General features: G+C 72.1%; 22 protein-coding genes. 10 read left to right on the plus strand and 12 right to left on the minus strand.

Annotated elements, in window-relative coordinates; translation table 11 throughout:
- Positions 1–8 precede the first annotated feature (8 nt).
- The 4 genes from B082_RS0111915 to B082_RS0111930 all read right to left on the minus strand — a co-directional run bounded on the left by B082_RS0111915 (position 9) and on the right by B082_RS0111930 (position 3,871).
- A complete protein-coding gene (locus tag B082_RS0111915) occupies positions 9–869 on the minus strand; it encodes a DUF3592 domain-containing protein (protein WP_018552026.1) in 861 nt (286 codons plus the stop codon).
- A 77-nt stretch (positions 870–946) separates the two neighbouring features.
- Entirely contained in the window at positions 947–2,041 is a 1,095-nt protein-coding gene (locus B082_RS0111920) for a hypothetical protein (protein ID WP_018552027.1), read from the minus strand.
- A 307-nt stretch (positions 2,042–2,348) separates the two neighbouring features.
- The gene (arsB, locus tag B082_RS0111925; RefSeq protein WP_018552028.1) at positions 2,349–3,473 is read right to left on the minus strand and encodes an ACR3 family arsenite efflux transporter; all 1,125 of its coding nucleotides are present in this window, start codon (positions 3,471–3,473) and stop codon (positions 2,349–2,351) included.
- The gene (locus B082_RS0111930) at positions 3,470–3,871 is read right to left on the minus strand and encodes an ArsR/SmtB family transcription factor (RefSeq protein WP_026249691.1); all 402 of its coding nucleotides are present in this window, start codon (positions 3,869–3,871) and stop codon (positions 3,470–3,472) included. The genes arsB and B082_RS0111930 overlap by 4 nt, the downstream gene beginning before the upstream one ends.
- An 80-nt stretch (positions 3,872–3,951) precedes the next feature.
- On the opposite strand from B082_RS0111930, the gene B082_RS0111935 reads away from it, so the two are divergent.
- The 3 genes from B082_RS0111935 (at position 3,952) to B082_RS0111945 (ending at position 5,498) form a co-directional block, all read left to right on the plus strand.
- Complete coding sequence (locus B082_RS0111935) at positions 3,952–4,416, plus strand: ArsI/CadI family heavy metal resistance metalloenzyme (protein WP_018552030.1); 465 nt, start codon at positions 3,952–3,954, stop codon at positions 4,414–4,416.
- A 135-nt stretch (positions 4,417–4,551) separates the two neighbouring features.
- The gene (locus tag B082_RS39825) at positions 4,552–5,007 is read left to right on the plus strand and encodes an NUDIX domain-containing protein (RefSeq protein ID WP_018552031.1); all 456 of its coding nucleotides are present in this window, start codon (positions 4,552–4,554) and stop codon (positions 5,005–5,007) included.
- A 2-nt stretch (positions 5,008–5,009) separates the two neighbouring features.
- Positions 5,010–5,498, plus strand: a complete 489-nt coding sequence (locus tag B082_RS0111945) for a GNAT family N-acetyltransferase (RefSeq protein WP_026249692.1) — start codon at positions 5,010–5,012, stop codon at positions 5,496–5,498.
- Positions 5,499–5,542: 44 nt separating this feature from the next.
- Here B082_RS0111945 and B082_RS0111950 read toward each other — a convergent pair whose 3' ends face one another.
- A complete protein-coding gene (locus tag B082_RS0111950; protein WP_018552033.1) occupies positions 5,543–6,694 on the minus strand; it encodes an RNA polymerase sigma factor in 1,152 nt (383 codons plus the stop codon).
- An 8-nt stretch (positions 6,695–6,702) separates the two neighbouring features.
- Positions 6,703–7,110 carry a YciI family protein gene (locus B082_RS0111955; protein WP_018552034.1) on the minus strand — a complete coding sequence of 136 codons (408 nt, stop codon included), beginning with the start codon at positions 7,108–7,110 and terminating at the stop codon, positions 6,703–6,705.
- A 224-nt stretch (positions 7,111–7,334) separates the two neighbouring features.
- On the opposite strand from B082_RS0111955, the gene B082_RS0111960 reads away from it, so the two are divergent.
- A complete protein-coding gene (locus B082_RS0111960) occupies positions 7,335–8,078 on the plus strand; it encodes an SDR family oxidoreductase (RefSeq protein ID WP_018552035.1) in 744 nt (247 codons plus the stop codon).
- A gap of 153 nt (positions 8,079–8,231) precedes the next feature.
- On the opposite strand, the gene B082_RS0111965 is transcribed toward B082_RS0111960, so the two are convergent.
- From B082_RS0111965 to B082_RS0111975, 3 genes are all read right to left on the minus strand, one after another.
- Positions 8,232–9,005: a VOC family protein gene (locus B082_RS0111965; RefSeq protein WP_026249693.1), complete on the minus strand. Its 774-nt coding sequence runs from the start codon at positions 9,003–9,005 to the stop codon at positions 8,232–8,234.
- A 190-nt stretch (positions 9,006–9,195) separates the two neighbouring features.
- Positions 9,196–9,666, minus strand: a complete 471-nt coding sequence (locus tag B082_RS0111970) for a DUF5709 domain-containing protein (RefSeq protein ID WP_018552037.1) — start codon at positions 9,664–9,666, stop codon at positions 9,196–9,198.
- A gap of 191 nt (positions 9,667–9,857) precedes the next feature.
- The gene (locus B082_RS0111975) at positions 9,858–12,137 is read right to left on the minus strand and encodes a catalase (RefSeq protein ID WP_018552038.1); all 2,280 of its coding nucleotides are present in this window, start codon (positions 12,135–12,137) and stop codon (positions 9,858–9,860) included.
- A gap of 210 nt (positions 12,138–12,347) precedes the next feature.
- On the opposite strand from B082_RS0111975, the gene B082_RS0111980 reads away from it, so the two are divergent.
- Positions 12,348–12,749 (plus strand): YrdB family protein, encoded by a 402-nt coding sequence (locus tag B082_RS0111980; RefSeq protein WP_018552039.1) that lies wholly within the window; start codon positions 12,348–12,350, stop codon positions 12,747–12,749.
- A 144-nt stretch (positions 12,750–12,893) separates the two neighbouring features.
- Entirely contained in the window at positions 12,894–13,727 is an 834-nt protein-coding gene (locus tag B082_RS0111985) for a class II glutamine amidotransferase (protein WP_018552040.1), read from the plus strand.
- A 26-nt stretch (positions 13,728–13,753) separates the two neighbouring features.
- On the opposite strand, the gene B082_RS0111990 is transcribed toward B082_RS0111985, so the two are convergent.
- Complete coding sequence (locus B082_RS0111990; RefSeq protein WP_018552041.1) at positions 13,754–14,317, minus strand: DJ-1/PfpI/YhbO family deglycase/protease; 564 nt, start codon at positions 14,315–14,317, stop codon at positions 13,754–13,756.
- 348 nt (positions 14,318–14,665) lie between these two features.
- Here B082_RS0111990 and B082_RS0111995 point away from each other — a divergent pair, with 348 nt between their 5' ends.
- On the plus strand, positions 14,666–15,682 hold the full coding sequence (locus B082_RS0111995) for an iron-containing redox enzyme family protein (protein ID WP_018552042.1): 1,017 nt from the start codon (positions 14,666–14,668) through the stop codon (positions 15,680–15,682).
- A gap of 80 nt (positions 15,683–15,762) precedes the next feature.
- On the opposite strand, the gene B082_RS0112000 is transcribed toward B082_RS0111995, so the two are convergent.
- Complete coding sequence (locus B082_RS0112000) at positions 15,763–17,241, minus strand: aminotransferase class I/II-fold pyridoxal phosphate-dependent enzyme (RefSeq protein WP_026249694.1); 1,479 nt, start codon at positions 17,239–17,241, stop codon at positions 15,763–15,765.
- A gap of 465 nt (positions 17,242–17,706) precedes the next feature.
- Between B082_RS0112000 and B082_RS0112005 the strand changes: the two genes are divergently transcribed.
- The 3 genes from B082_RS0112005 to B082_RS0112015 all read left to right on the plus strand — a co-directional run bounded on the left by B082_RS0112005 (position 17,707) and on the right by B082_RS0112015 (position 21,184).
- Positions 17,707–18,891 carry an alcohol dehydrogenase catalytic domain-containing protein gene (locus B082_RS0112005; RefSeq protein ID WP_018552044.1) on the plus strand — a complete coding sequence of 395 codons (1,185 nt, stop codon included), beginning with the start codon at positions 17,707–17,709 and terminating at the stop codon, positions 18,889–18,891.
- Positions 18,892–18,949: 58 nt separating this feature from the next.
- Complete coding sequence (locus tag B082_RS0112010) at positions 18,950–19,987, plus strand: NAD-dependent epimerase/dehydratase family protein (RefSeq protein WP_026249695.1); 1,038 nt, start codon at positions 18,950–18,952, stop codon at positions 19,985–19,987.
- Between the two features lie 231 nt (positions 19,988–20,218).
- A complete protein-coding gene (locus B082_RS0112015) occupies positions 20,219–21,184 on the plus strand; it encodes an LLM class F420-dependent oxidoreductase (RefSeq protein WP_018552046.1) in 966 nt (321 codons plus the stop codon).
- A 170-nt stretch (positions 21,185–21,354) separates the two neighbouring features.
- Here B082_RS0112015 and B082_RS0112020 read toward each other — a convergent pair whose 3' ends face one another.
- Positions 21,355–21,681: a hypothetical protein gene (locus tag B082_RS0112020; protein WP_018552047.1), complete on the minus strand. Its 327-nt coding sequence runs from the start codon at positions 21,679–21,681 to the stop codon at positions 21,355–21,357.
- Between the last annotated feature and the right edge of the window lie 89 nt (positions 21,682–21,770).

Here is a 21,770-nt window from a genome sequence, read left to right on the forward strand (position 1 = left end):
CTCCCGCGTCACAGCGCGACCGCCCCCACCACGGCCGCCGCCGCCACGATCACCAGCCCCACGACGTTGACGGCCATGTCCCGTTTCCAGGAACGGCGTTCGGCTCCGGCGTCCAGGGTGAGGACCGCTGGGTCGTCGGGGGAGTAGTGGACCGTGACGTCCCGGCCCTGTGATCCGGCGGGGTCGCGCAGCCCCGACTCGCAGTAGGCCGTAACGGCCGTACCGTCGAGGGTGGTGAAGGTGATGACCGGAACCACGTACGTGGAGGTGTGTCCGTCGTCGTCGGTGCGGACGCTCTTGAGTACGGCGACGACACGGCCGGGCACGGCGGCCATGGCGGCCAGGGTGTCGAGGCGGCGATTCCTGTCCCGCACGTTCCCGGGCAGGTGGTACGCGCCGGAGAGGGCCCACGGCCCGCAGAAGCCGAGCAGGGCCCACGGCCAGCCCCGGTCGATCGCGGCGACGACGACCAGACCGGCGTAGAGGAGGAAGACGGCGAAGGCCGGCGGCCCGAGCCCGCGCCCGCCCTCGGAGAGGTCATCGGTGAACCGGAAGGCGTGGGGCCTGCCGGGCGGATAGCGGACGCCGATCTCCCGGCCCGTCCACGCCACGCTGATCCTCTCGCCCCGCTCCCCGTCGTTGGTGACGGTGAACTCCTGCCCGGTGGAGGGGTCCTGGAAGGAGACGACCACGGCGATCCCGTCGTGCGGGGAGCTGCCGTGCCGGGGTTCCCCCACCCGTTCGATCCGCCCCTTCACCCGGACCGCCCGCTGCGCCCGGGTCACCCCGGCCAGCGACATCCCGTAGCCGATCAGCGCGACCGTGCCGAACACACCGCACCACAGCACCAGATATCCGTGCCAGCCCATCCGTCTTTCCTCCTGTCACTTCGGGGACGGCCACCGGGCGCACCCCTGCCGTCCGGAACACCGCGGTCCGGCGCGCCTCACCGCGAGGGCTCGCGCCGTACCACTTCGCCCTCTCCATTCGCCTCCAGCGACGCCGTGCCTTCGGGCCCGGTCACGACGATCCTGATGACGAGGGAGCCGGTGAGACGGTCGGCGGTGATCTGCCAGGTGCGGAGGGAGCGGACACCGAGGGTGGAGGTGGCCTCTTCGACCAGGGCGGGGAAACGGCCGTAGGGCAGCGCACGGGGATCGAGCCTCGGGGTCTGCGCACCGGCCGGCGAGAACACGACCGACAGCAGGCGTTCCCGCACGACGACGGTGAGTGCCCGGTGTGTGTCCTCGCCCCCGGTGAGCGTGCCCACGGCCCGGTCCAGCTCGCCCGTGTCGAGAAACGACTGTCCCGGTCCCAGGGAGACCGTTCCGGACGCCGACGACGACACCGTGGTGGACGACGTGGCGGAGACGGACGGTGGCGCGCCCGGGGGCGGTTGCGCGGTGTCGTCCCGGTCGAAGAGGTCCGCGCGGAACAGCAGGACCACGACGGCCGCGCCGAGCAGCAGGCCGAGGAGCAGGACGAAGCCGAAGGCACAGCCCTCCGGAGGCGCGGCCACCTCGGCCGTCCCGGGCGCCGAGTCGATGCGGGCCGCGTCCACCCGGTCCTCCCACTCGGGTGTCGGCCGCTTGACGATGCGCGCCCGCCACGGGCTGTCCGGCGGGTACTGGACGACCACGACGCCGCGCGGCCGGTAGTCGGACAGATCCACGAGGTTGATGTCCTGCGTGATCTTCACCCGGTACGCCGGCCCGTCGTCCGGTGCGACGGTGAGGTCGAACCGCACCGGTATGTCGCCCGACTCGCCCCCGACGGCTTCGAGGCTCTCGATCATCGCGAGCGCCGTCCGCGGCACGACCGCCGCCTCCCGGGCACGCCTCGGCGCTCCGGCGAGGAAGAACAGCAGCCCGTAGAGCGCGGGCAGGACCAACCCGGTGACGAACAGGGGTACGTTCTCGGCGATCCCGCCCACGACGAGCGCGGCGAGCGACGTGCCGGCCACACCACCGGTCAGCAACCCCCGCGCGAGGACGAGGGGCGTACGGTGCGTGGGCGGCGGCGCACCCGTGGTGATCGTCATACGGGCGATTGTGCTGGGCCCGGGTGACGTCCGGTAGACCTCGGTGTGACCTTCCGGCAGGAGGCGGGGGAGCGCCTGTCGCTGATGCCCGCGGTCGCCGCCTCGTCGTCGCGTGGGCCACGACGGTTCATCAGGTCAACCTCGGTCCGGTCCTCGGACAGACGGGTGAGGAAGGCCGTGGCCATCAGCGGGCGTCCGGCGTTGTGGCCACACGAACAGCACGAACAGCACGGACAGCACGGACAGCACGGACAGCACGAACAGCACGGACAGCACGGACAGTACGAACAGCGCGGACGGCCCGGACTCAGGCGTGGGCAGGGCCTTTGGTGGAGACCGGCGGTCCGGCCGGTGGCGCGGGCTGAGGGAAGAAGCGGCGGGCGGCCAGCGAGACGTGGACCAGGCCGATGAGGACCGGCACCTCGATGAGGGGGCCGACGACTCCTGCGAGGGCCTGGCCGGAGGTGGCGCCGAAGGTGGCGATGGCGACCGCGATCGCGAGCTCGAAGTTGTTGCCCGCGGCGGTGAACGCCAGCGTCGTCGCCTTCGGGTAGCCCAGTCCGACCGCGCGGCCGGCGGCCAGGGACCCGGCCCACATCACGGCGAAGTACACCAGCAGGGGCAGTGCGATCCGTGCGACGTCCAACGGCTTGGAGGTGATGGCGTCGCCCTGGAGGGCGAAGAGCACGACGATGGTGAACAGCAGTCCGTACAGGGCGAACGGGCCGATGCGCGGGATCAGTTTCGTCTCGTACCAGGCGCGGCCCCCGGCCCTCTCGCCGAGGCGGCGGGTGAGGAAGCCGGCGAGCAGCGGGATGCCGAGGAAGATCAGGACGGAGCGGGCGATCTCCCACACCGACACGTCGAGGGTGGTCTGCTCCAGGCCGAGGAGGCCGGGCAGGGCGGTCAGGTAGAACCAGCCGAGCGCGGCGAACGCGATCACCTGGAAGACGGAGTTCAGGGCGACGAGCACGGCGGCGGCTTCGCGGTCGCCGCGGGCGAGGTCGTTCCAGATGATGACCATGGCGATGCAGCGGGCGAGTCCGACGATGATCAGGCCGGTGCGGTACTCGGGCAGGTCGGGAAGGAAGACCCAGGCGAGCGCGAACATCAGGGCCGGACCGACGATCCAGTTCAGGACCAGGGACGGGACGAGCAGGCGGCGGTCGCGGGTGACGGTGTCCAGACGGTCGTAACGGACCTTCGCCAGGACTGGGTACATCATCACGAGCAGACCGAGCGCGATCGGCAGCGAGACCCCGGTGACCGTGACCTTCGCGAGCGCGTCCCCCAGGCCGGGCACGAGACGCCCCAGACCGAGACCGGCGGCCATCGCGATCAGAATCCACACGGCGAGGAAGCGGTCCAGGAACGACAGCCGGCCGGCCACCGGGCCGGCCCGCCCGGCCGCGGTGGCGGCTTCGGCGCTCATGAGGCGGTCTCGGCGGCGGCGACCGTGGGCAGCGGCTGCCCGGCGGGCCGGCTGAGGATCGCGGCCAGGTGATCGGTCGTCTCCGGCAGCAGCCGGTAGTAGACCCAGGTCCCGCGTCGCTCGGAGTCGATGAGCCCGGCCTGCTTCAGCAGCTTCAGGTGGTGGGAGATGGTCGGCTGCGACAGGTCGAAGGCAGGGGTGAGGTCGCAGACGCAGACCTCCCCGCCGGCGCGCGAGGCGATCATCGACAGCAGCCGCAGCCGTACGGGGTCGCCCAGGGCCTTGAACACCTTCGCCAGACCGGTGGCCTGATCCTCGTCCAACGGGACGGTCAGCAGGGCGGGACAGCAACCTTCGGCGCCGCCCCGGCCGAGCACCACAAGCTCTTGTTTCGACATGCTTCTATGTTGACGTTTTTCGATGCAAGGCGCAAGGTTGCATCGACAGACATCAATGCAACCCGATCGGGGAGACCGTCATGTCCCGTGCCCAGCTCGCGCTCAACGTCGCCGACCTCGAAGCATCGGTCGCCTTCTACTCCAAGCTGTTCGGCGTCGAACCCGCCAAGCGGCGCCCCGGCTACGCGAACTTCGCGATCACCACCCCGCCGCTCAAGCTCGTCCTCATCGAGGGCGAGCCGGGCCAGGAGACCCGCCTGGACCACCTCGGTGTCGAGGTCGACTCCACCGACGAGGTCACCGCCGCCACGACCCGGCTCAAGGACGCCGGCCTCGCCACGTTCGAGGAGAACGACACATCCTGCTGCTACGCCCTCCAGGACAAGGTGTGGGTCCACGGCCCCGGCAAGGAGCCGTGGGAGGTCTACGTCGTCAAGGCCGACGCCGACCGGATGGGCAAGAGCCGGGCCCTTGAGGATGACGCCTGCTGCGGCGGCCGGGACGAGAACGCGCAGCCCGCCGCGGGCTGCGCCTGCGGCAGCTGAGCGTTCCCGCGCATCCTGTTCGTTGAGCCCTTCCTTCCCGCGGCGTCGGCCCGCGCGGGAGGGGAGGGCTCGATCGGCGTGGTGCCGGTGCTCCGGCCCGGACCGCCGGGCAAGGCCCCTGCGATCATGTGTCCCATGGGTGAACTGGTGGAACGCGTCGATGAGCGGGACCGCGTCATGGCGGTCGTCGAGCGCGGCGAGGCCATCCGGGAGCGCTGGCTGCACCGCGTCGCGACGATCGTGTGCCGCGACGGCGACGGACGGTTCCTCGTGCACCGTCGCCCGGACCGCACGTCCCGCTTCCCGGGGCAGCTCAACGGGATGCTCGGCGGCGCCGTCGACGTGGGTGAGTCGTACGAGCAAGCCGCGGCCGGGGAACTGGCGGAGGAGCTCGGGGTCCACGCCGAGCGGGTACCCCGCGTCGCCGTCCGCCGTCCGCGAGACGGGCTGGCCGCCCCGCGTACTTCTTGTGCCCCCGGCGTGGCCGCGGCGGCGGGGTCCGCCGACAGCCCTCGGAGCGGGAGCGGAGACAGGAAACGGTGTTGCGTCCCGTGGGGGCGGGCGTGGAGGCTGTGCGGCCGGAGGTGGTGAAGATGGTCAAGGTCGAGTTGCGGCTGTCGGTGCGCGACCTGGTGCCCGCGGATCTGGAGCACTGCGGTTGGTCGGGGTCCGAACAGCATCTGGCCGGCGTCGCACGGGAGTTGGAGCGCGCCCGGCTCGGGGAGGTCGACTATCTCGCTGTCTGCCCCCCGACGGGCATCCCCGTGGCGAAGGGCGGAGTCGACTACCGGGCCGAGGAAGGCGCCGGAACTCTGTGGCAGCTGGCGGTCCACCCCGCGCTGCAATCGTGCGGCATCGGCACGCTCCTGGTGGAGGCGGCGGAGCGGCGCATCCGGGAGCGGGGTCTGCGGCGGGCGGAGCTCGGCGTGGAGGAGTGCAATCCACGGGCTCGGGCGCTCTACGAACGGCTCGGTTACGTCGCGTTCGACCGTCGGCCGGACTCGTGGGACGAGACGGCCCCGGACGGCTCGTCGCGCCGCTACGAGACGGTGTGCACGTTGATGCGCAAGGACCTCTCGTAGGTTCCGGCTGTCCCGGACGAGGCGCGGCGGGCCCCCACCGCGCCTCACCTCCAGCCGTCCCGGAGGGTGTTGAGACGGGCGGCCTGACGCGTCAGGTGGTCGCGTTCCGCGAGCCCGGGGGCCTGGTGCGCGGCCTCGGCGTACAGCCGCGCCGCCGTCTCCCGGTCGCCGGCCCGCTCGTGGAGGTAGGCCGCCACCGCGGTGTGCCGGGGCAACGACCCGTCCAACGCCGCGAGTTGCGCCAGACCGGCGCGCGGGCCGTCCGCCTCGCCGACCGCCACCGCGCGGTTCAGCCGTACGACGGGGTTGTCCGTCAGGAGGGCCAGCTCGTCGTACCACTCGACGATCTGCACCCAGTCCGTCTCCTCGGCCGTGGGCGCGTCCGCGTGGAGGGCCGCGATGGCGGCCTGGGCCTGGAACTCGCCCAGCCGGTCCCGCGCGAGCGCCGCTTGCAGGATCGCCACGCCCTCGGCGATCGAGGCGGTGTCCCAACGGCTCCGGTCCTGCTCGGCCAGCGGCACCAGGCTCCCGTCGGGCGCGGTCCGGGCGGGGCGCCTGGCGTGGTGGAGCATCATGAGGGCGAGCAGCCCCGCCACCTCGGGGTGGTCGACCAGGGCCGCGACCTGCCGGGTCAGGCGGATCGCCTCGGCGGCCAGGTCGACATCGCCGGAGTAGCCCTCGTTGAAGACCAGATACAGGACGCGCAGCACCGTGGCGACATCGCCGGGGCGGTCGAACCTCCGGCCGTCCAGAGTGCGTTTGGCCCGGCTGATGCGCTGCGCCATGGTCGCCTCGGGCACCAGGTACGCCTGCGCGATCTGCCGGGTGGTCAGCCCGCCGACGGCGCGCAGGGTGAGCGCGACCGCCGACGACGGCGTCAGTGACGGGTGCGCGCACAGGAAGTACAGCTGGAGCGTGTCGTCGTGACCCGGCGCGGGACCCGGCGTGGGTTCCTCGTCGGCGAGGTCCTCACGCCGGCGGCGCGAGGCATCCGCGCGCGTCGCGTCGAGGAACCGGCGCCAGGCCACGGTGACCAGCCAGCCCTTGGGATCACGCGGAGGGTCGGCCGGCCAGACCCGGACCGCCTCGATCAGCGCGTCCTGGACCGCGTCCTCGGCCGCCGCGAAATCTGCTCCGCGGCGGACGAGGACGGTGAGCACGCTCGGCGTGAGACTCCGGAGCAGGGTCTCGTCCATGGAAGAGGTCACTCCGTGATGGTGGGCGGTGCGGTCAGGAACGGGCGCACCTCCAGCCACTCGTGGATCGGCCTGCCGCCCGCCCCGGGGGCGGCCGACAGCTCCCCGGCCAGTTCGTAGGCGCGCTCCTGGCTGTCGACGTCGATCACCATCCAGCCGGCGATCAGGTCCTTCGTCTCGGCGAACGGGCCGTCGGTCACCGGCGGGCGCCCCTCGCCGCCGTACTGGACCCAGGCCCCCTCGGGGGCGAGGGCCTGGCCGTCGACGTACTCGCCGGTCTTCTCCAGCCGGGCCGCGAAGTCGTTCATGTACTGCATGTGCGCCGAGATCTCCTCCGGCGTCCACCGGTCCATCGGCACGTCGTTGACCGCTGCCGGGGCGCCGCGGTAGTGCTTGAGCAACAGGTACTTCGCCATGGTCTCTCTCCTTGCCGGTGCGGCCCCTTGCGGCCGCTTTCACTACGGGGACGGAGCCGGTGACGGGTTCTCGACATCCTCGCCCGATCTTTTTTCCGGTTCCGTTCCGGGACCGGTCCATGATCCGCGAACTGTGGACGCCGCGCCTGCGGACGATCTAGCGTCGGGCGGGACAGCGACGGTGCCGCACCTCGCGCGGCACCGCACCGGCACACGGGGAGATCATGACCCACGGCAACGCGTCCACCGAGAACACCGAAGCCCCCGTCACCTTCATCACGGGCGGTTCGAGCGGTATCGGGGCAGAGAGCGTGCACCGCCTGCTCGGTCTCGGCCACCGGGTCGCGGCGACCGGGCGCAGTGCGAAGAAGCTGGCCGCGCTGGCCGGCGCCGCGGCCGATGCGGGCACGGGCGACCGGCTGCTGACGTTCGAAGGGGACGCGGCGGACTGGGGGCATGTGTCGGCGGCCGTCGAGGAAACCGTGCGTGTGTTCGGTCGACTCGATCACGCCATCGCCAACGCCGGGTACTCGGCCGATGCCCACGTCGAGACCGGCGACCCCGAGAAGTGGCGGGGCATGGTGCTGACCAACGTGCTGGGCCCCGCCCTGCTGGTACGGGCGGCGCTCCCGGCACTGAAGGAGAGCCAGGGCCGGATCGTGCTGGTCGGGAGCGTCGCGGGGTTCAAGAACACTCCCGGCAACCTCTACTCGATGACGAAGTTCGCGGTGACCGGCCTCGCCGAGAACGTCCGCATGCTGACGACCGGCTACGGCGTCGGGACGACCCTGATCGCGCCGGGCCGGGTGCTGACGCCGTTCTGGGACGACCGTCCGGGCGGCGCCGAGGCGGCCGGCCCGATGATCTCCGCCGGGCAGCTGGTGGACACGCTCGTCTGGGCGATCTCCCAGCCCCGCGGCGTCGACGTGAACACGCTGGTCGTCCGGCCGATCGGCCAGCCGAACTGACGCGGCCGCCCGGTGGCCGTACGGGTGAGCGCCGACGCGCGTCCCTCCGCGGTGTCCGCCCGGTGCCTGGAGAGCCTGCCGAAGCGGCACGGCGGCACGGCGGCTCGGCGGCACGGCGGCACCAGCCGTCCGGACTCCGGCCCCCTGGACGGTTCAGGTCCCGGTGTCCCGTTCGGAGACGGTGAACAGCGCGCCCTCGGGATCGCGGATCACGTACGCCGTTCCCGGGAGGCCCCCCGCGGGGGCCGCCTCGCCCCCGGCGGCCACCGCCGCGGCCGCCGTCGCGTGGCTGTCCTCCACGAAGAAGTCGATGATCCAGCGGGCCCGGACCCGTGGGTCGGGATCGTTCTCCACACCCCCGCCGCGCAGTGTCACCACGGTGTGCCCGCCGGCCCGGACGAGCACGCTCTCCTGCACGTAGTCGACCGTGCACCGGCTCTGCGGCTTGGCCCAGCCGAACACCTCGGCATAGAAGATGGCCGCCTCGAAGGCGTGGCGTGCCTGGAGGTCGACGCGTGCCGGTGCGCGCGGGCCGTCCGACCAGACGGGTGCGGGGCCCTCCCAGAATCCGAAGGCGGCCCCTTCGCGGTCGGCCGCGATCGCCGCCCGTCCCTCGCCCAGGGGAAGGGGCCCCACGGCCAGCGTGGCGCCGCGTTCCCTGATCCGGTCGGCCGTCTCGTCGGCAGCCGGTACGGCGAAGTACGGAATCCACGCGGGTGAGGGGGCGGCCGGGCCGGGGCAGCCGATCCCGGCGACTCCCCTGCCGTGGGCGTGGGCGAGGACGAAATCGCTGCCGAGACTGCTTTCGTGGTACTCCCACCCCATGACCTGGGCGTAGAACGCCCGCGACGCGCGCAGATCGCGCGCCGTCAGACTCACCCAGCAGGGCGCACCGGGCACTGGCGTCTTCCATTCGAGGCTGGGCATACGGCACTCCTTCGCCGGCGGGCGCTCCCAGAAGAACGATCCTCCCGCGGCCCGGGACGCGCACCCGGCCACTTCCCTGTCCGCGCCCGATTCCGCAGGGCGGCGTCCGTGGCCGGGAGACGCGGTGTTCTCGCCTTCCTCGCCCGACACGGAACCGGGGGAGTGCCCGGAGGGTGCTCAGGGGGAGGAGTCAGGCCTCCCGGCCCTGGTCCTCCTCGTCGTCCGTCGTACGGACGGCGGCCTCCTCGGCGGAGGCCGCACCACCGTCGATGCCCACGTCGTCGGCGTAGACGTCGGTGCGCCGTCCGGGCACGTCGTCCGCCGCGCTCAGCCGGCCGGAACGCGTGTCGCCGTCCTTCGGCTCCACCGGTTCGCCCTCGCCCTCGGGCAGGTCACCGATGCCGTCGCCGTCCGGCGGCTCGACGTCCTCGACCTCCTGGGCCAGGCGCTGGTCGAGGGACTCGCCGCGGCGCTCCTCCTCGCCCGTCGTTCCGTACTTGTCGACGGCCAGCGGACGCTCGGGCGGGGAGTAGCCCTCTTCCATCTGGTCGTCCAGCCCTCGTTCGCCGAGGGTGTTCTCCATGTCGAGTTCGTCGTTCGGCGGGTCCTGGCCGTCGTCCTGCGGCTGGTAGACGTCGTCGCCACGTGCCTCGGTCGGCATGATTCGTCCTTCCGTCGGAGGCGTCATGGGTGCCTGGGGCGCCACCGGGTGGCATTCCGCCACCCGGCCGCTTTCCCTTCACGCCCTTGCGAGTGCCCTGCCGGGCACGGTGAAAACACCCTGTTTGTCACCCTAGGTGTGCGGCTGTTCCGCGTCCTCCCGGGCGGCCTCGTTCCGGGATCGGCGCATCCTCACAGGGCCGGCGGGAAGCGGTCCCACGCACGGTGACCCGCGAGAAGCGCGGCGACGCCGTCCAGCACGGTGGACGCGGCGCCGCCCGACACCACCCCGGCCGCGTCCGCGGCCAGGCCGGCCTTCTCCAGCACCGTCGCCCCGTCGCCCCAGGCGCCGACGGCCTTGCCGTGGCGGAACGCCTCGGTGACCAGGAGCAGGACGCGCGGGTCGACGCCGGTACGCGCGGCCGCGGCGTCGTCGGTCTTGGCGTCGCGGGCCCCGTACGCGTCGGCGGCCGGAGCGGGGGACCCGGCCAGGAGGACCGCGTCGAACTCGGTCGACCGGGCGGTGGTGAAGGTGCGCTGCACGGCGACCGGGCCGCCGCCGGCCGCCAGCTCGCCGCCCGTCGGCGCGATGACCAGCGGGACCATCCCGGCGTCCAGGATGGCCCCGCGCGCCTCCCGCACGGCGTCCAGACCGGTCTTCCCGTCGGTGACGATGCCGATCACCCGGCCGTCGACCGGCCAGGTGCGGCCCAGCTGGGACAGCGCGGGGCTCGGCTCGACCGACGCCAGGGCCACCGTCGCCTCCGGTGCCTCCAGGCCCAGCCCCTGCGCGACCCGCGCACACAGTTCCGGGTCGATGTTGGCGAGCGACCTGAGCCCCCGCTCCTTGACCGCCGGCTCCCAGCACTTGCCGAGTTCGAAGGTGTACGCGGCGACGATGTGCTCGCGCTCCGTCGGCGTCATGCTCAGCCAGAACAGCCGGGCCTGGCTGAAGTGGTCGTCGAAGGAGGCCGCCGCGTCCCGTACCTTGCGGGCCGCCGGGACCTCGGCGGGCACCTCGATGTACGCGCCGGTGTCCGCGCCCGCGACGAACGGGCAGCCGCCGTCCAGCGAGTTCGGCCGGTACGGGGCGACACCCCGGTGCACGGCCGTCTGGTGCATGCCGTCACGCAGCATGTCGTTGACCGGCGTGTGGGTCCGGTTGATCGGCAGCTGCGCGAAGTTGGGTCCGCCGAGCCGGGTGATCTGCGTGTCGACGTACGAGAAGAGACGCCCCTGCATCAGCGGGTCGTTGCTGACGTCGATCCCCGGAACCAGATGGCCGACGTGGAAGGCGACCTGCTCGGTCTCGGCGAAGTAGTTCGACGGGTTCGCGTTCAGGGTCATCAGACCGATCGGGCGAACCGGCGCCAGCTCCTCCGGAACGATCTTCGTCGGGTCCAGCAGGTCGATCCCCTCGAACATCTCGTCCTCGGTGTCGGGGAACGTCTGCACACCCAGCTCCCACTGGGGGAAGGCGCCCGCCTCGATCGCGTCGGCCAGGTCACGCCGGTGGAAGTCCGGGTCCATGCCCGCGGTGAGCTGCGCCTCCTCCCACACCAGCGAGTGCACACCCAGCTTCGGCTTCCAGTGGAACTTCACCAGCGTGGTCGCGCCCTCGGCGTTGACCAGCCGGAACGTGTGGATGCCGAAGCCCTCCATCATCCGGTACGAACGCGGGATGCCCCGGTCCGACATGTTCCACAGGGTGTGGTGGGTCGCCTCGGTGTGCAGGGTGACGAAGTCCCAGAACGTGTCGTGCGCGCTCTGCGCCTGCGGGATCTCACGGTCCGGGTGCGGCTTGCCGGCGTGGATGATGTCGGGGAACTTGATCGCGTCCTGGATGAAGAACACCGGCATGTTGTTGCCGACCAGGTCGAACACGCCCTCATCGGTGTAGAACTTCGTCGCGAACCCCCGGGTGTCGCGCACCGTGTCGGCGGAACCGCGCGAGCCGAGCACGGTGGAGAAGCGCACGAACACGGGCGTCTCGGCGCCCTCGGCGAGGAAGGCGGCCTTGGTGATGCCCGCCGCCGCGCCGTAGGCCCGGAACACCCCGTGCGCGGCGGCCCCACGGGCGTGTACCACCCGCTCCGGGATGCGCTCGTGGTCGAAGTGGGTGATCTTCTCCCGCAGGTGGTGGTCCTGGAGCAGCACCGGCCCCCGGGGACCGGCCTTCAGTGAGTGGTCGGTGTCGTACAGGCGCGCACCCTGCGCGGTGGTGAGGTACGCGCCGCCCTGGGCCACCCTGTCCTGCGGGGCGCCGGTCGGCTGCCCGGTGGGGCTGTACGTGTCGGGGCCGGTCTGGTCGTGCTTGGGCGGCAACGGCTCGCGCGCCTTCGTGGGCTCCTCGACCTGGGGGGCCTCGGGGCCGGGGGCGCCGGGCAGCTCGTTGCCGGGACTGATGGCGTCCTGCACCTTGCCTGCGATCTTCTCCGCGGCGGCTGACACCGGATTCTTCTTCTCGCTCACTGACTTCCAATCTCGCGGGGGGAGGGGCAGTGCCGTGCGCGGAGAGGTCGGCACGCGCTCGGGGACGGCATCGCCTGACCACGCGTACCCCCCGGCCCTCGGCGGGACACATGGGTTGCGCCATCCGGCGTCTGCGCCCCGGCCGAGGGCGCGGTCCCGCTGGGCGGAGCCCCCAGTACGCTTGCGGCCACCGAACGACATGGGGGCACAGTGAGCGAGAGACCAGCGGACAGGGCGGCGGCGAACCCGACGGCCGGGCGGCCCTGGTGGGCGGCCAACGAACTCCTCGCGTTCCTCCTGGAACTGGTGGCCCTGGCCTGCCTCTTCCGGTGGGGGTACTCCCTCGCGGACAACCTGGCCGTCCGGCTCCTGCTCGGCTGCGCCGTTCTCGCGGCGGCCATCGTGCTCTGGGCGCTGTTCGCCGCACCGCGCGCCCGCTTCCGCCCGCCGCTCGCCGGAGTGCTGGCGGTCAAGGCACTGGTGCTCGGCGGGAGCGCCTTCGCGCTGTACGGGGTCGGGCACCCCACGGCCGCCGCGATCCTGGGCGTCGTCGTCGTGATCAACACCGCCCTGGCGGAGACCTTCCGGCGCAGGGTCGCTCCGGTCCCGTAGAGGCGCGGCCGGGCGACCGGCACGGGGAGTCGGTAGCGTGGACATACCGACGAGACCGGACGCCCAGGGACCGAGTACCGGGGAAGCCACCGCCGTTACGCCCGGCCACGGCCCCTGACCGCCGCCCGGGAAGGGAAGCCGCTCATGTGCAGATGGCTGGCCTACTCCGGCACGAGTGTCGTGCTCAGCGATCTCCTCTACAAACCCGAGCACTCGCTCATCGACCAGAGCCTGCGCTCACGCATGGGCGTGGAGACGACCAACGGGGACGGTTTCGGCGTCGGATGGTACGGGCCCGGCGGGGAGACACCCGCGATCATCCGCGACACCGGGCCCGCCTGGAACAACCGCAACCTGCGTGAACTCGCTTCCCACGTCAGCTCGCCGCTGTTCTTCGCGCACGTGCGGGCGTCCACGGGCACGGCCGTCCAGCAGACGAACTGCCACCCCTTCCGGCACGGCCGGTGGCTGTGGATGCACAACGGGGAGATCGCCGACTTCCACCGCCTGCGCCGCGGCCTCGCCCTGGAGCTCGACCCGGCGCTGTTCTCCGCCCTGGAGGGGTCGACGGACTCCGAGGTGATGTTCTACCTGGCCCTGACGTTCGGGCTGGACCAGGACGTGCCGGGCGCGGTGGCGCGCATGGCCGGTTTCATCGAGCGTGTGGGGCACGACGAAGGGGTGGAGCACCCGCTGCAGATGACCGTGGCGGTGTCCGACGGCGTTCGGCTGTGGTCCTTTCGCTATTCGAGCCTCCATGAGTCGCGCTCGCTGTTTTACAGCAGCAAGGCGGAGACCGTACGCGCCCTCCACCCCGACCTGGACTTCCTGCGGGGCGTCTCCGACACCACCCGCCTGGTGGTGTCGGAGCCGCTCGGCGGCCTGCCCGGTGTGTGGAAGGAAGTGCCGGAGAGCAGCTACGGCGTCGTCCAGCCGGGTACGGACGAGTTCCTTCCCTTCGTGCCCGAACCCTTCTGAGAACGCCTCACCCTTCTGAGAACGCCTCAAGGGTGCCCGGCGAGCGCGGCGTCGATCTCCTTGAGGAACGGGTCCAGGTCGCCCGGGTCGCGCGAGGTGATGAGCCTCCAGCCTCCCGAGTCGTCCGTGACAACGGGCTCGTCCACCCAGTCGCCGCCCGCGTTGCGCACATCGGTCTGCAACGAGGCGTACGAGGTGAGCCGCTTGCCCGGGACGCTGCCGGTCTCCACCAGCATCCAGGGGCCGTGGCAGATGGCCGCGACGGGGCGGCCGGAGGCGGTGAAGGACCGCACGATGTCGCACGCCGTGCGCTGAAGCCGCAGCGTGTCGGCGTTCAGCGTGCCGCCCGGCACCAGCAGCAGGTCGTACCCGGCCGGATCGACGTCGTCGAGCGTGAGATCGGGCCGTACGGTCCTGCCGGGGTCCTTGTCGCCGACGAGGGTCTCGATGTCGTCCTTCTTCAACGCGGCGACATCGACCTGGGCACCCCGTCCCCGCAGGTGGTCGACCGGGACGACGAGTTCGTCCTGCTCCACGCCGTAGTTGGTGACGATGGCCAGTACCCTGCGCTTGCTGTCGCTGCCGCTCATGTGCGTTCGTCCTTCCGTCGTGCGGGGAACACGCCCGGTGACCTTGCTCCCGGGCGCAGCCTCTGGGTTCCCCCCACGGCGGTGCTCATCCCTACGGACCGCCCCCCTCCGGCAGCCTCCTGCGGTGCGGAGGCCCCCGCAACCGCACACACGCCGCCCGGCCCCCGCTGTAGCGGCATCCGCGGCGGGCGCTCATGGTGGGAGAGAGGGCGGGCGGCTCTCCGGCCGGTTGGGGCGCCGGGCCGCGGGTACTCGGAGCCGGCCGGTTGACGCGCCGGGCCGCGGGTACCCGGAGGCGGTCGGCGGACCAGGCCGTTCAGCGCGAGCAGGCGTTCGAGGAGTGACACCATGGCAGGTCAGACGGGCGGACCGGCGCTTCCACGGGCCCGCGGCGACCTTTCGGCGGCGGTCATCGCCCGTCTGCGGGGGAGCGGCGCACTGCCGGACCCCGCCCTCGCGGACGCGGCCGAGCCCTACGGGGACGATCTGCAACTCGCCCTGTACATCTGCTACGAACTGCACTACCGGGGCTTCGCGGAGGTCGACCCCGACCACGAGTGGGACCCGGACCTGCTCACCGTCAGGGCCGCGCTGGAACGCCGCTTCGAGTCGGCCCTGCGCGCGGACACCCCGCCGGGCACCGGTCTGACCGACGCCCTGGACGCCCTGCTCGTCGAACCCGCCGAAGGCACGGGGGTGTCCCACTTCCTCCAGGAGCACAGCACACGCGAGCGCTTGCGGGCGTACGCCGTGCAGCGCTCCCTCTACCACCTGAAGGAGGCCGACCCGCACGCCTGGGTGCTGCCCCGCCTCAGCGGGCGCGCCAAGGCGGGCATGGCCGCCATCGAGTACGACGAGTTCGGCGCCGGCCGCGCCGAACGGGTCCACGCCCAGCTGTTCGCCGACCTCATGGCGGACCTGGGCCTGGAGACGGCGTACGGCCACTACCTCGACCGGGGCCACGCGGAAATGCTGGCCCTGGTGAACCTGATGTCCCTCTTCGGCCTGCACCGCAGGCTGCGTGGCGCGCTGGTCGGCCACTTCGCCGCTGTGGAGATCACCTCGTCCCCCGCGTCACGCCGCCTCGCCCTCGCGATGAAACGGGCAGACGCCGGGCCCGCCGCCGAGCACTTCTACACCGAACACGTCGAGGCCGACGCGGTCCACGAACAGGTCGTCCGTCACGACGTCGTACGCGGTCTGCTGGACGACGAACCCGCCCTGGAGGCGGACGTCGTCTTCGGTATCGACACCACCGCCCTCCTGGAGAACCGCCTTGCCGACCGCCTCCTGACCGACTGGCGCGCCCCGGCCCGGGGTCTGTCCGGCGGATCTTCGCGGGCCCACGAGAATCCGCGGGACTGAGCCGTGGTGCGGCGGCAGGTGCGGCCCCGGCCCTTGGTGACCTGGGCGCGGGACCGGATGTGCGGGAGCGGTCGCCCCTCTCAGGAGCCGTCGTTCGCGCAGACCCGCACGGTGCGCAGCTCCGGGTCCGCCGGATCGGGCAGGTTCATGCCCGCTTCGAGGCCGCTCAGGAGGTAGCGCAGCACGGGTTCGGTCAGCCGCTCCCCGGGCAGCACGACCGGGATGCCCGGCGGATAGGGAGTGATCATCTCCGCGGCGATCCGTCCCGCCGCATGCTCCACCGGGACGTCCTCGGTGGCGGTGAAGTAGGCGTCGCGCGGCAGCCGCGCCTGCTCCATCCGCAGCTCGGACGGGGCGGGGACCGCCACCTCGGGCCCCCGGGGCAGAGAGTGTGCCCGGCGGGCCAGATCGCGCAGCGCCGTCGTGAGGCGTTTCACCGTCTCCGCGTCGTCGGCATGCGTGAGCTGGGTGCTGATGCGGCGATGGTCCATCAGGTGCGCATCGATGTGGTGGTGCTCGCGCAGCCAGTCCGCCGCGGCGTAGCCGCTGACACCGAGTTCCCGGATGTCGATGACGACCGGCAGCGGGTCGAACTCGCAGCCCGCCCCGGGGCCGCAGAAATCCTCGCGGCCGTTGACGTGCATGCCGTCGAGGGCCTCGACCTCCTCCCGCACCGAGGCGGCGAGCGCGAGCGCGTGCGACATCATTGTGTGGCCCCGCAGCGCCATCTGACGCCGCCAGCCGTCCATGCCTGCGTACAGCAGCACGGAAGGGCTGGTCGTGCCCAGAAGGTCCGCCCGGGACGCCAGCGTGCCGTGATCGATCAGATCGCCCCGCAGGTGGAACACGGAACCCTGCTCAAGGCCGCTGCCCATCTTGTGGATGCTGGTGACGCAGACATCCGCTCCGGCGTCCATCGCCCACGTCGGCAGATCCTGATGGAAGGGCAGATGCGCGCCCCAGGCCTCGTCGACGACGAGCGGACGGGACCGGCGGTGACACACTTCGGCGATGGCCCGCAGATCCGCCGCCACCCCGTACGGCGTGGGGCTGGTCACCAGTGCGCCCTTCGCGTCCGGGTGCGCATCGAATGCCCGTTCGTAGGCGTCCGGGGACGGCGGGTGTGCGAGATGCCGTTCGGTGTCCCACCGCGGTTCGATCCACACCGGCTGGATGCCGGAGAGAATCAGTCCGGAGATCACAGCCTTGTGCGCGTCCCGCCCCACGAGCAGCTTCTCGCCGTGGGCGGCGACGCTCAGCATCGCCGCCTTGACCGACAGGGAGCTGCCGCACGTCGAGAAGAACGCGTGCTCCGCGTGCACGGCGTCGGCCATCAGGGCCTCCGCGCGCCGGAGCACCCCCGACCTCGTCCGCCGGTCGTCGAGCCCCCCACTGGCCAGGACGTCCCCCAGGAAGACGGCGTCGCCGAGCACGGCCCTGACCTCCGGAGCCGCGCCGCGGGCCTGCTTGTGTCCCGGCGGAGTGAACGCCAGTTCGTCCTGCTCACGGTAGGCGGCCAGCGCGTCGAGAACGGGTGCTTCTTCGTGGTTCTTCGGCATGTCGTCCGCCTTCCCATGGTCGTCCCCGCCGATCACGCGCCACGCGGAGCTACGGAAGCGGGGTGCCGCCTGTCGCGTTCACGAATTCCCCGGTGATGAAACTCGCGTTCGCCCCCGGTTCACGACGGCTTTGCGGTCCTTCAGCAGGCGGTGGCCCGGTAGGAGTCCTCGCTGTGGTCGGGCGGCGGGTCCATGGGCCCGGTCCGGTGCCCCGCCCTGTCGATCCTGGGCGCACCGGGCACGGTTCGCGACTCGGAATCCGCACCCGTACCGCCCCGGACATGGGGGAGGGGCCGGGGGTTTTCGTACCCTCTGGGCCGGGAACGGGCCCAAGGGGGCGGAATCACGCATTCTGGTTGAAGTCGCACTCTCTGGGGATCCGGCGCAGGGAGCCTTGGAGGGGGCGCGCCCCCGCAGGACGACCGAACGGGCGGCGCGGCCGTCACCGGACAGCGAGGAGATGACATGCGTGCACTGACCTGGCAAGGAAAGCGCGAAGTCCGCGTCGAGACCGTTCCCGACCCGGTCATCCAGGACCCGGCCGACATCATCATCCGGGTCACCTCGACGGGCATCTGCGGATCGGACCTCCACCTGTACGAAGTGCTCGGCCCCTACCTCGACGCCGGGGACATACTGGGGCACGAGGCGATGGGCGTCGTGGAGGTGACGGGCCCCGAAGTGACCGCCGTGGCGCGCGGCGACCGGGTCGTCGTCCCGTTCAACGTCTCCTGCGGCACCTGCTTCATGTGCGACCAGGGCCTGTACTCGCAGTGCGAGACCACTCAGGTGAAGGAGTACGGCACCGGGGCTTCACTCTTCGGGTACACCAAGCTCTACGGACAGGTGCCCGGCGGGCAGGCCCAGCTGATGCGGGTCCCCTTCGGCAACACCCTGCCCGTCAAGGTCCCCGACGGCCCGCCGGACGACCGTTTCGTCTACCTCTCCGACGTCCTGCCCACCGCCTGGCAGGCCGTCGAGTACGCCGGCATTCCGCCCGGCGGCAGCGTCACGGTCCTCGGCCTCGGGCCGATCGGTGACATGGCGGCCCGGATCGCCCTGCACCGGGGCGCGGGCCTCGTCATCGGCGTGGACCTCGTCCCCGAACGCCTGGCCCGCGCGGCGGCGCGTGGCATCCAGGTACTGGACCTGGGCCGGTACGGAAAGGACCTGCCACAGGCGGTCCGGGACCTCACGGCAGGGCGCGGCACCGACGCGGTCATCGACGCCGTCGGCATGGAGGCCCACGGCGCACCGATCAGCCGGGCGGGCCAGTGGGCCACCGGGCTCCTTCCCGACGCCGCGGCCCGCAAGCTGATGGAACGCGCGGGCATCGACCGCCTCACCGCCCTGCTCACCGCGATCGACGTGGTGCGCCGGGGCGGCACGATCTCGGTGTCCGGGGTCTACGGGGGCGCGGCCGACCCGCTGCCCCTGCTCACCCTGTTCGACAAGCAGATCCAGCTGCGGATGGGCCAGGCGAACGTCAAGCGCTGGGTGCCCGACATCCTGCCGCTGCTCGGCGACGACGATCCGCTGGGCGTGGACGGCTTCGCCACGCACCACCTGCCCCTGGAAGACGCACCGCAGGCGTACGAGACCTTCCAGTCGAAGTCCGACGGCATGGTCAAGACTCTCCTGCGGCCCTGAACCGTCACGCGGACCGCGGTGGGCCACCGGGGGAGCGCGCCGCACGGAAGGAGTCACGGTGAACGCATCGCAAGGACTGCGCGTCGTGGTCACGGGCGCGACGGGAAACGTGGGAACGAGCCTCGTCCGGGCGCTGTCGCGGGACCCTGCCGTGGGCTCGGTCCTCGGGCTCGCCCGCCGGCTGCCCGATCTCACCCTGCCCCGGGTGGAATGGGGCAGGGTCGACCTCTCGCGCCCCGACAGCGCGCGAGCGCTCGGCCCCCTGCTGGCGGGCGCGGACGCCATCGTCCACCTCGCCTGGCGCTTCCAGCCGACGCACGACCCCGTCGTCACGTGGCGGAGCAACGTCGAGGGGTCGCTGCGGGTCTTCGACGCGGTGCGCACGGCGGGCGTGCCGGCCCTGGTCCACGCCTCATCGGTGGGCGCCTACTCGCCCGGCCCGAAGCGGGAACCGGGCGTTGACGAGCGGTGGCCGACCCACGGGTGGCCCGATGCCGCCTACTGCCGGGAGAAGGCCTACGTGGAGCGGGTCCTCGACACCTTCGAACTGCGCCACCCACAGATCCGGGTGGTGCGGATGAGGCCGGGCTTCCTGTTCAAGGAGACGGCGGCCGCCGAGCAGCGGCGCATCTTCGGCGGAAAGTACCTCCCCGGAGTGCTGCTCCGCCCCGACCTCCTGCCGTTCGTACCCGACCTGAAGGGGCTGAGGTTTCAGGTGCTGCACACGGACGACGCGGCCGAGGCGTACCGGCTCGCCGTGCTGGGCGACGTGCGCGGCCCCTTCAACCTGGCCGCCGACACCGTCACCGACGCCCGCGCGCTCGGAGAACTCCTCGAAGCCCGCGTGGTGCGCGCCCCCGTGCCGCTGGTGCGCGGAGCGCTGGCGACGGCCTGGCACGCGCGGGCGGTCCCGGCGTCGCCGCACCTCTTCGACGCCGTCCTGCGGCTTCCGGTCATGGACTGCGCACGGGCACACGAGGAACTGGGCTGGCGGCCGCGCTACTCGGCGTCCGACGCGCTGGCGGCCTTCCTGCGCGGTGTCGTCGGCGGCGAGGGCGAGGCGACCGCCCCGCTGGCCGGCAGCCGGTGGAGCTGAGGGCGGCGCCCGGACCGGAGAAGGGGAGCGCGGACTCCCGGACCGACTGACCGGCCGGGTGACGGAACGCAACATGGGCGCCCGGGTCGTCGCGGCCGAGGCCATCGCGCTCTGACCCGGCGTCAGCGCCCGCCCGCCGGCGGGGCGCTGCGCGTCCGCGGCCAGGGAATCGTGCCCGGGACGGCCTCTCGCCGTACGTTTCGACCGCCGGGGATCGGTAAACCATCCCATATGGTGCAATTCGGATACACGATGATGACCGAGCAGTCGGGACCGCGGGCCCTCGTGGAGGACGTGGTGGCGGCCGAGCAGGCGGGCTTCGACTTCTCCGTCACCTCCGACCACTACTTCCCCTGGCTGGCGTCCCAGGGACACGCCCCTTATGCCTGGAGCGTGCTGGGCGCGGCGGCGCAGGCCACGTCGCGCATCCCACTGATGACGTACGTGACCTGTCCGACGACCCGCTACCACCCCGCCGTCGTGGCCCAGAAGGCCGCGACGCTGCAACTGCTCTCCGAGGGCCGCTTCCGGCTCGGGCTCGGGTCCGGCGAGAACCTCAACGAGCACGTGGTGGGCGAGGGCTGGCCGGACGCCCGGGTGCGGCTGGAGAAACTTGAGGAAGCGGTGGAGATCATCAAGGCGCTCCTCGGCGGCGGCACCGTCAACCACCACGGCGCCCACTTCGACGTGGACAACGCCAAGCTGTGGGACGTTCCCGACGTGGCCGTACCCCTCGGTGTCGCCGTTTCGGGAGACCGGTCGTGCGAGATCGCGGGCCGGCTGGCGGACCTCGTCATCGCCACGGAACCCAAGGCGGAGCTGGTCACCGGATTCGAACGGCACGGTGGCGGCGGAAAGCCGAGCGTGGGCCAGCTGCCCGTCTGCTACGACACCGACCGGGACGCGGCGGTGAAGCGGGCGCACGACCAGTTCCGCTGGTCGGTCGGCGGCTGGAAGGTGAACTCCGAACTTCCGAACCCGGCCGCCTTCGACCAGGCCACGCAGTACGTCGGCCCCGAGGACATCGCCGGGTCGGTTCCGTGCGGCGACGACGTCGGGCAGTTCGTCGAGGCGGTACGCCCGTTCGTCGACGCGGGGTTCACCGAGGTCGCTCTCGTACAGATCGGCGGCGGCCACCAGAGGCCGTTCATCGACTGGGCCCAGGAGAAGCTGCTGCCCGCTCTGCGCGCCATGTGACATGCGTACGCGTCCGTGTTTCCCGGCGTCCGGCCGGGAAACACGGACGCGCGCGGAGCTGCTTCCCGCGGTCCGGCGAGGAGGACGACCGGGCGAGCGGCCGGGCGGGAAGGACGAACCGGCGGACGAAGGGCCACGGCGCCGTCGCGCCCACCGGCCACAGTGCCGGTTCAGCGGCTCACGGCCTTGAGGAGCTGCTCCTTGTTCATCGTGGAGCGGCCCTCGATGTTCTTCTTCTTCGCCTCTTCGTACAGCTGGTCCTTCGTGCGGCCCTGCGCGCCCTTGTGCGAGCGTTGGCCGCCGCGCTCGGAGGCCGATTTGGGGTCGCGCGTGGACGTCCTGCTCGCCGTCCTCGACTCACCGGAGCGGGCGCGCTCCTTGTTGACGGTGCGGGCGGCGATCTCCTTGGCGCGCTTCTCGGACGTGCCGCGCTTCTCCGCTCCCTCCTTCACATGCTCGTACTGGCGCTCGCGCTTGGGGCTCGATCCTGCCGGCATGACGCTGTCCTCCTTGTGCTGGTCCTCGATCCGTAGGGCCTGTAGGGCCCGGTCCCCGGGCATACCCCGGGTTGCCGGGGGGCCACGTC

This window comes from Streptomyces sp. ATexAB-D23, from assembly GCF_000373645.1.
Classification (GTDB): domain Bacteria; phylum Actinomycetota; class Actinomycetes; order Streptomycetales; family Streptomycetaceae; genus Streptomyces; species Streptomyces castrisilvae.

Bases quoted from the DNA above. Each gene is read 5' to 3' on its own strand.
- B082_RS0111985 (WP_018552040.1), top strand. From the start codon at position 12,894: ATGTGCAGATGGCTGGCCTACTCCGGCACGAGTGTCGTGCTCAGCGAT.
- B082_RS0111930 (WP_026249691.1), bottom strand. From the start codon at position 3,871: ATGTCGAAACAAGAGCTTGTGGTGCTCGGCCGGGGCGGCGCCGAAGGT.
- B082_RS0111990 (WP_018552041.1), bottom strand. From the start codon at position 14,317: ATGAGCGGCAGCGACAGCAAGCGCAGGGTACTGGCCATCGTCACCAAC.
- B082_RS0111995 (WP_018552042.1), top strand. From the start codon at position 14,666: ATGGCAGGTCAGACGGGCGGACCGGCGCTTCCACGGGCCCGCGGCGAC.
- B082_RS0111915 (WP_018552026.1), bottom strand. From the start codon at position 869: ATGGGCTGGCACGGATATCTGGTGCTGTGGTGCGGTGTGTTCGGCACG.
- B082_RS0112000 (WP_026249694.1), bottom strand. From the start codon at position 17,241: ATGCCGAAGAACCACGAAGAAGCACCCGTTCTCGACGCGCTGGCCGCC.
- arsB (WP_018552028.1), bottom strand. From the start codon at position 3,473: ATGAGCGCCGAAGCCGCCACCGCGGCCGGGCGGGCCGGCCCGGTGGCC.
- B082_RS0111965 (WP_026249693.1), bottom strand. From the start codon at position 9,005: ATGCCCAGCCTCGAATGGAAGACGCCAGTGCCCGGTGCGCCCTGCTGG.
- B082_RS0111960 (WP_018552035.1), top strand. From the start codon at position 7,335: ATGACCCACGGCAACGCGTCCACCGAGAACACCGAAGCCCCCGTCACC.
- B082_RS0111920 (WP_018552027.1), bottom strand. From the start codon at position 2,041: ATGACGATCACCACGGGTGCGCCGCCGCCCACGCACCGTACGCCCCTC.
- B082_RS0112020 (WP_018552047.1), bottom strand. From the start codon at position 21,681: ATGCCGGCAGGATCGAGCCCCAAGCGCGAGCGCCAGTACGAGCATGTG.
- B082_RS0111945 (WP_026249692.1), top strand. From the start codon at position 5,010: ATGGTCAAGGTCGAGTTGCGGCTGTCGGTGCGCGACCTGGTGCCCGCG.
- B082_RS0111955 (WP_018552034.1), bottom strand. From the start codon at position 7,110: ATGGCGAAGTACCTGTTGCTCAAGCACTACCGCGGCGCCCCGGCAGCG.
- B082_RS39825 (WP_018552031.1), top strand. From the start codon at position 4,552: ATGGGTGAACTGGTGGAACGCGTCGATGAGCGGGACCGCGTCATGGCG.
- B082_RS0111970 (WP_018552037.1), bottom strand. From the start codon at position 9,666: ATGCCGACCGAGGCACGTGGCGACGACGTCTACCAGCCGCAGGACGAC.
- B082_RS0112005 (WP_018552044.1), top strand. From the start codon at position 17,707: ATGCGTGCACTGACCTGGCAAGGAAAGCGCGAAGTCCGCGTCGAGACC.
- B082_RS0111935 (WP_018552030.1), top strand. From the start codon at position 3,952: ATGTCCCGTGCCCAGCTCGCGCTCAACGTCGCCGACCTCGAAGCATCG.
- B082_RS0112015 (WP_018552046.1), top strand. From the start codon at position 20,219: ATGGTGCAATTCGGATACACGATGATGACCGAGCAGTCGGGACCGCGG.
- B082_RS0111950 (WP_018552033.1), bottom strand. From the start codon at position 6,694: ATGGACGAGACCCTGCTCCGGAGTCTCACGCCGAGCGTGCTCACCGTC.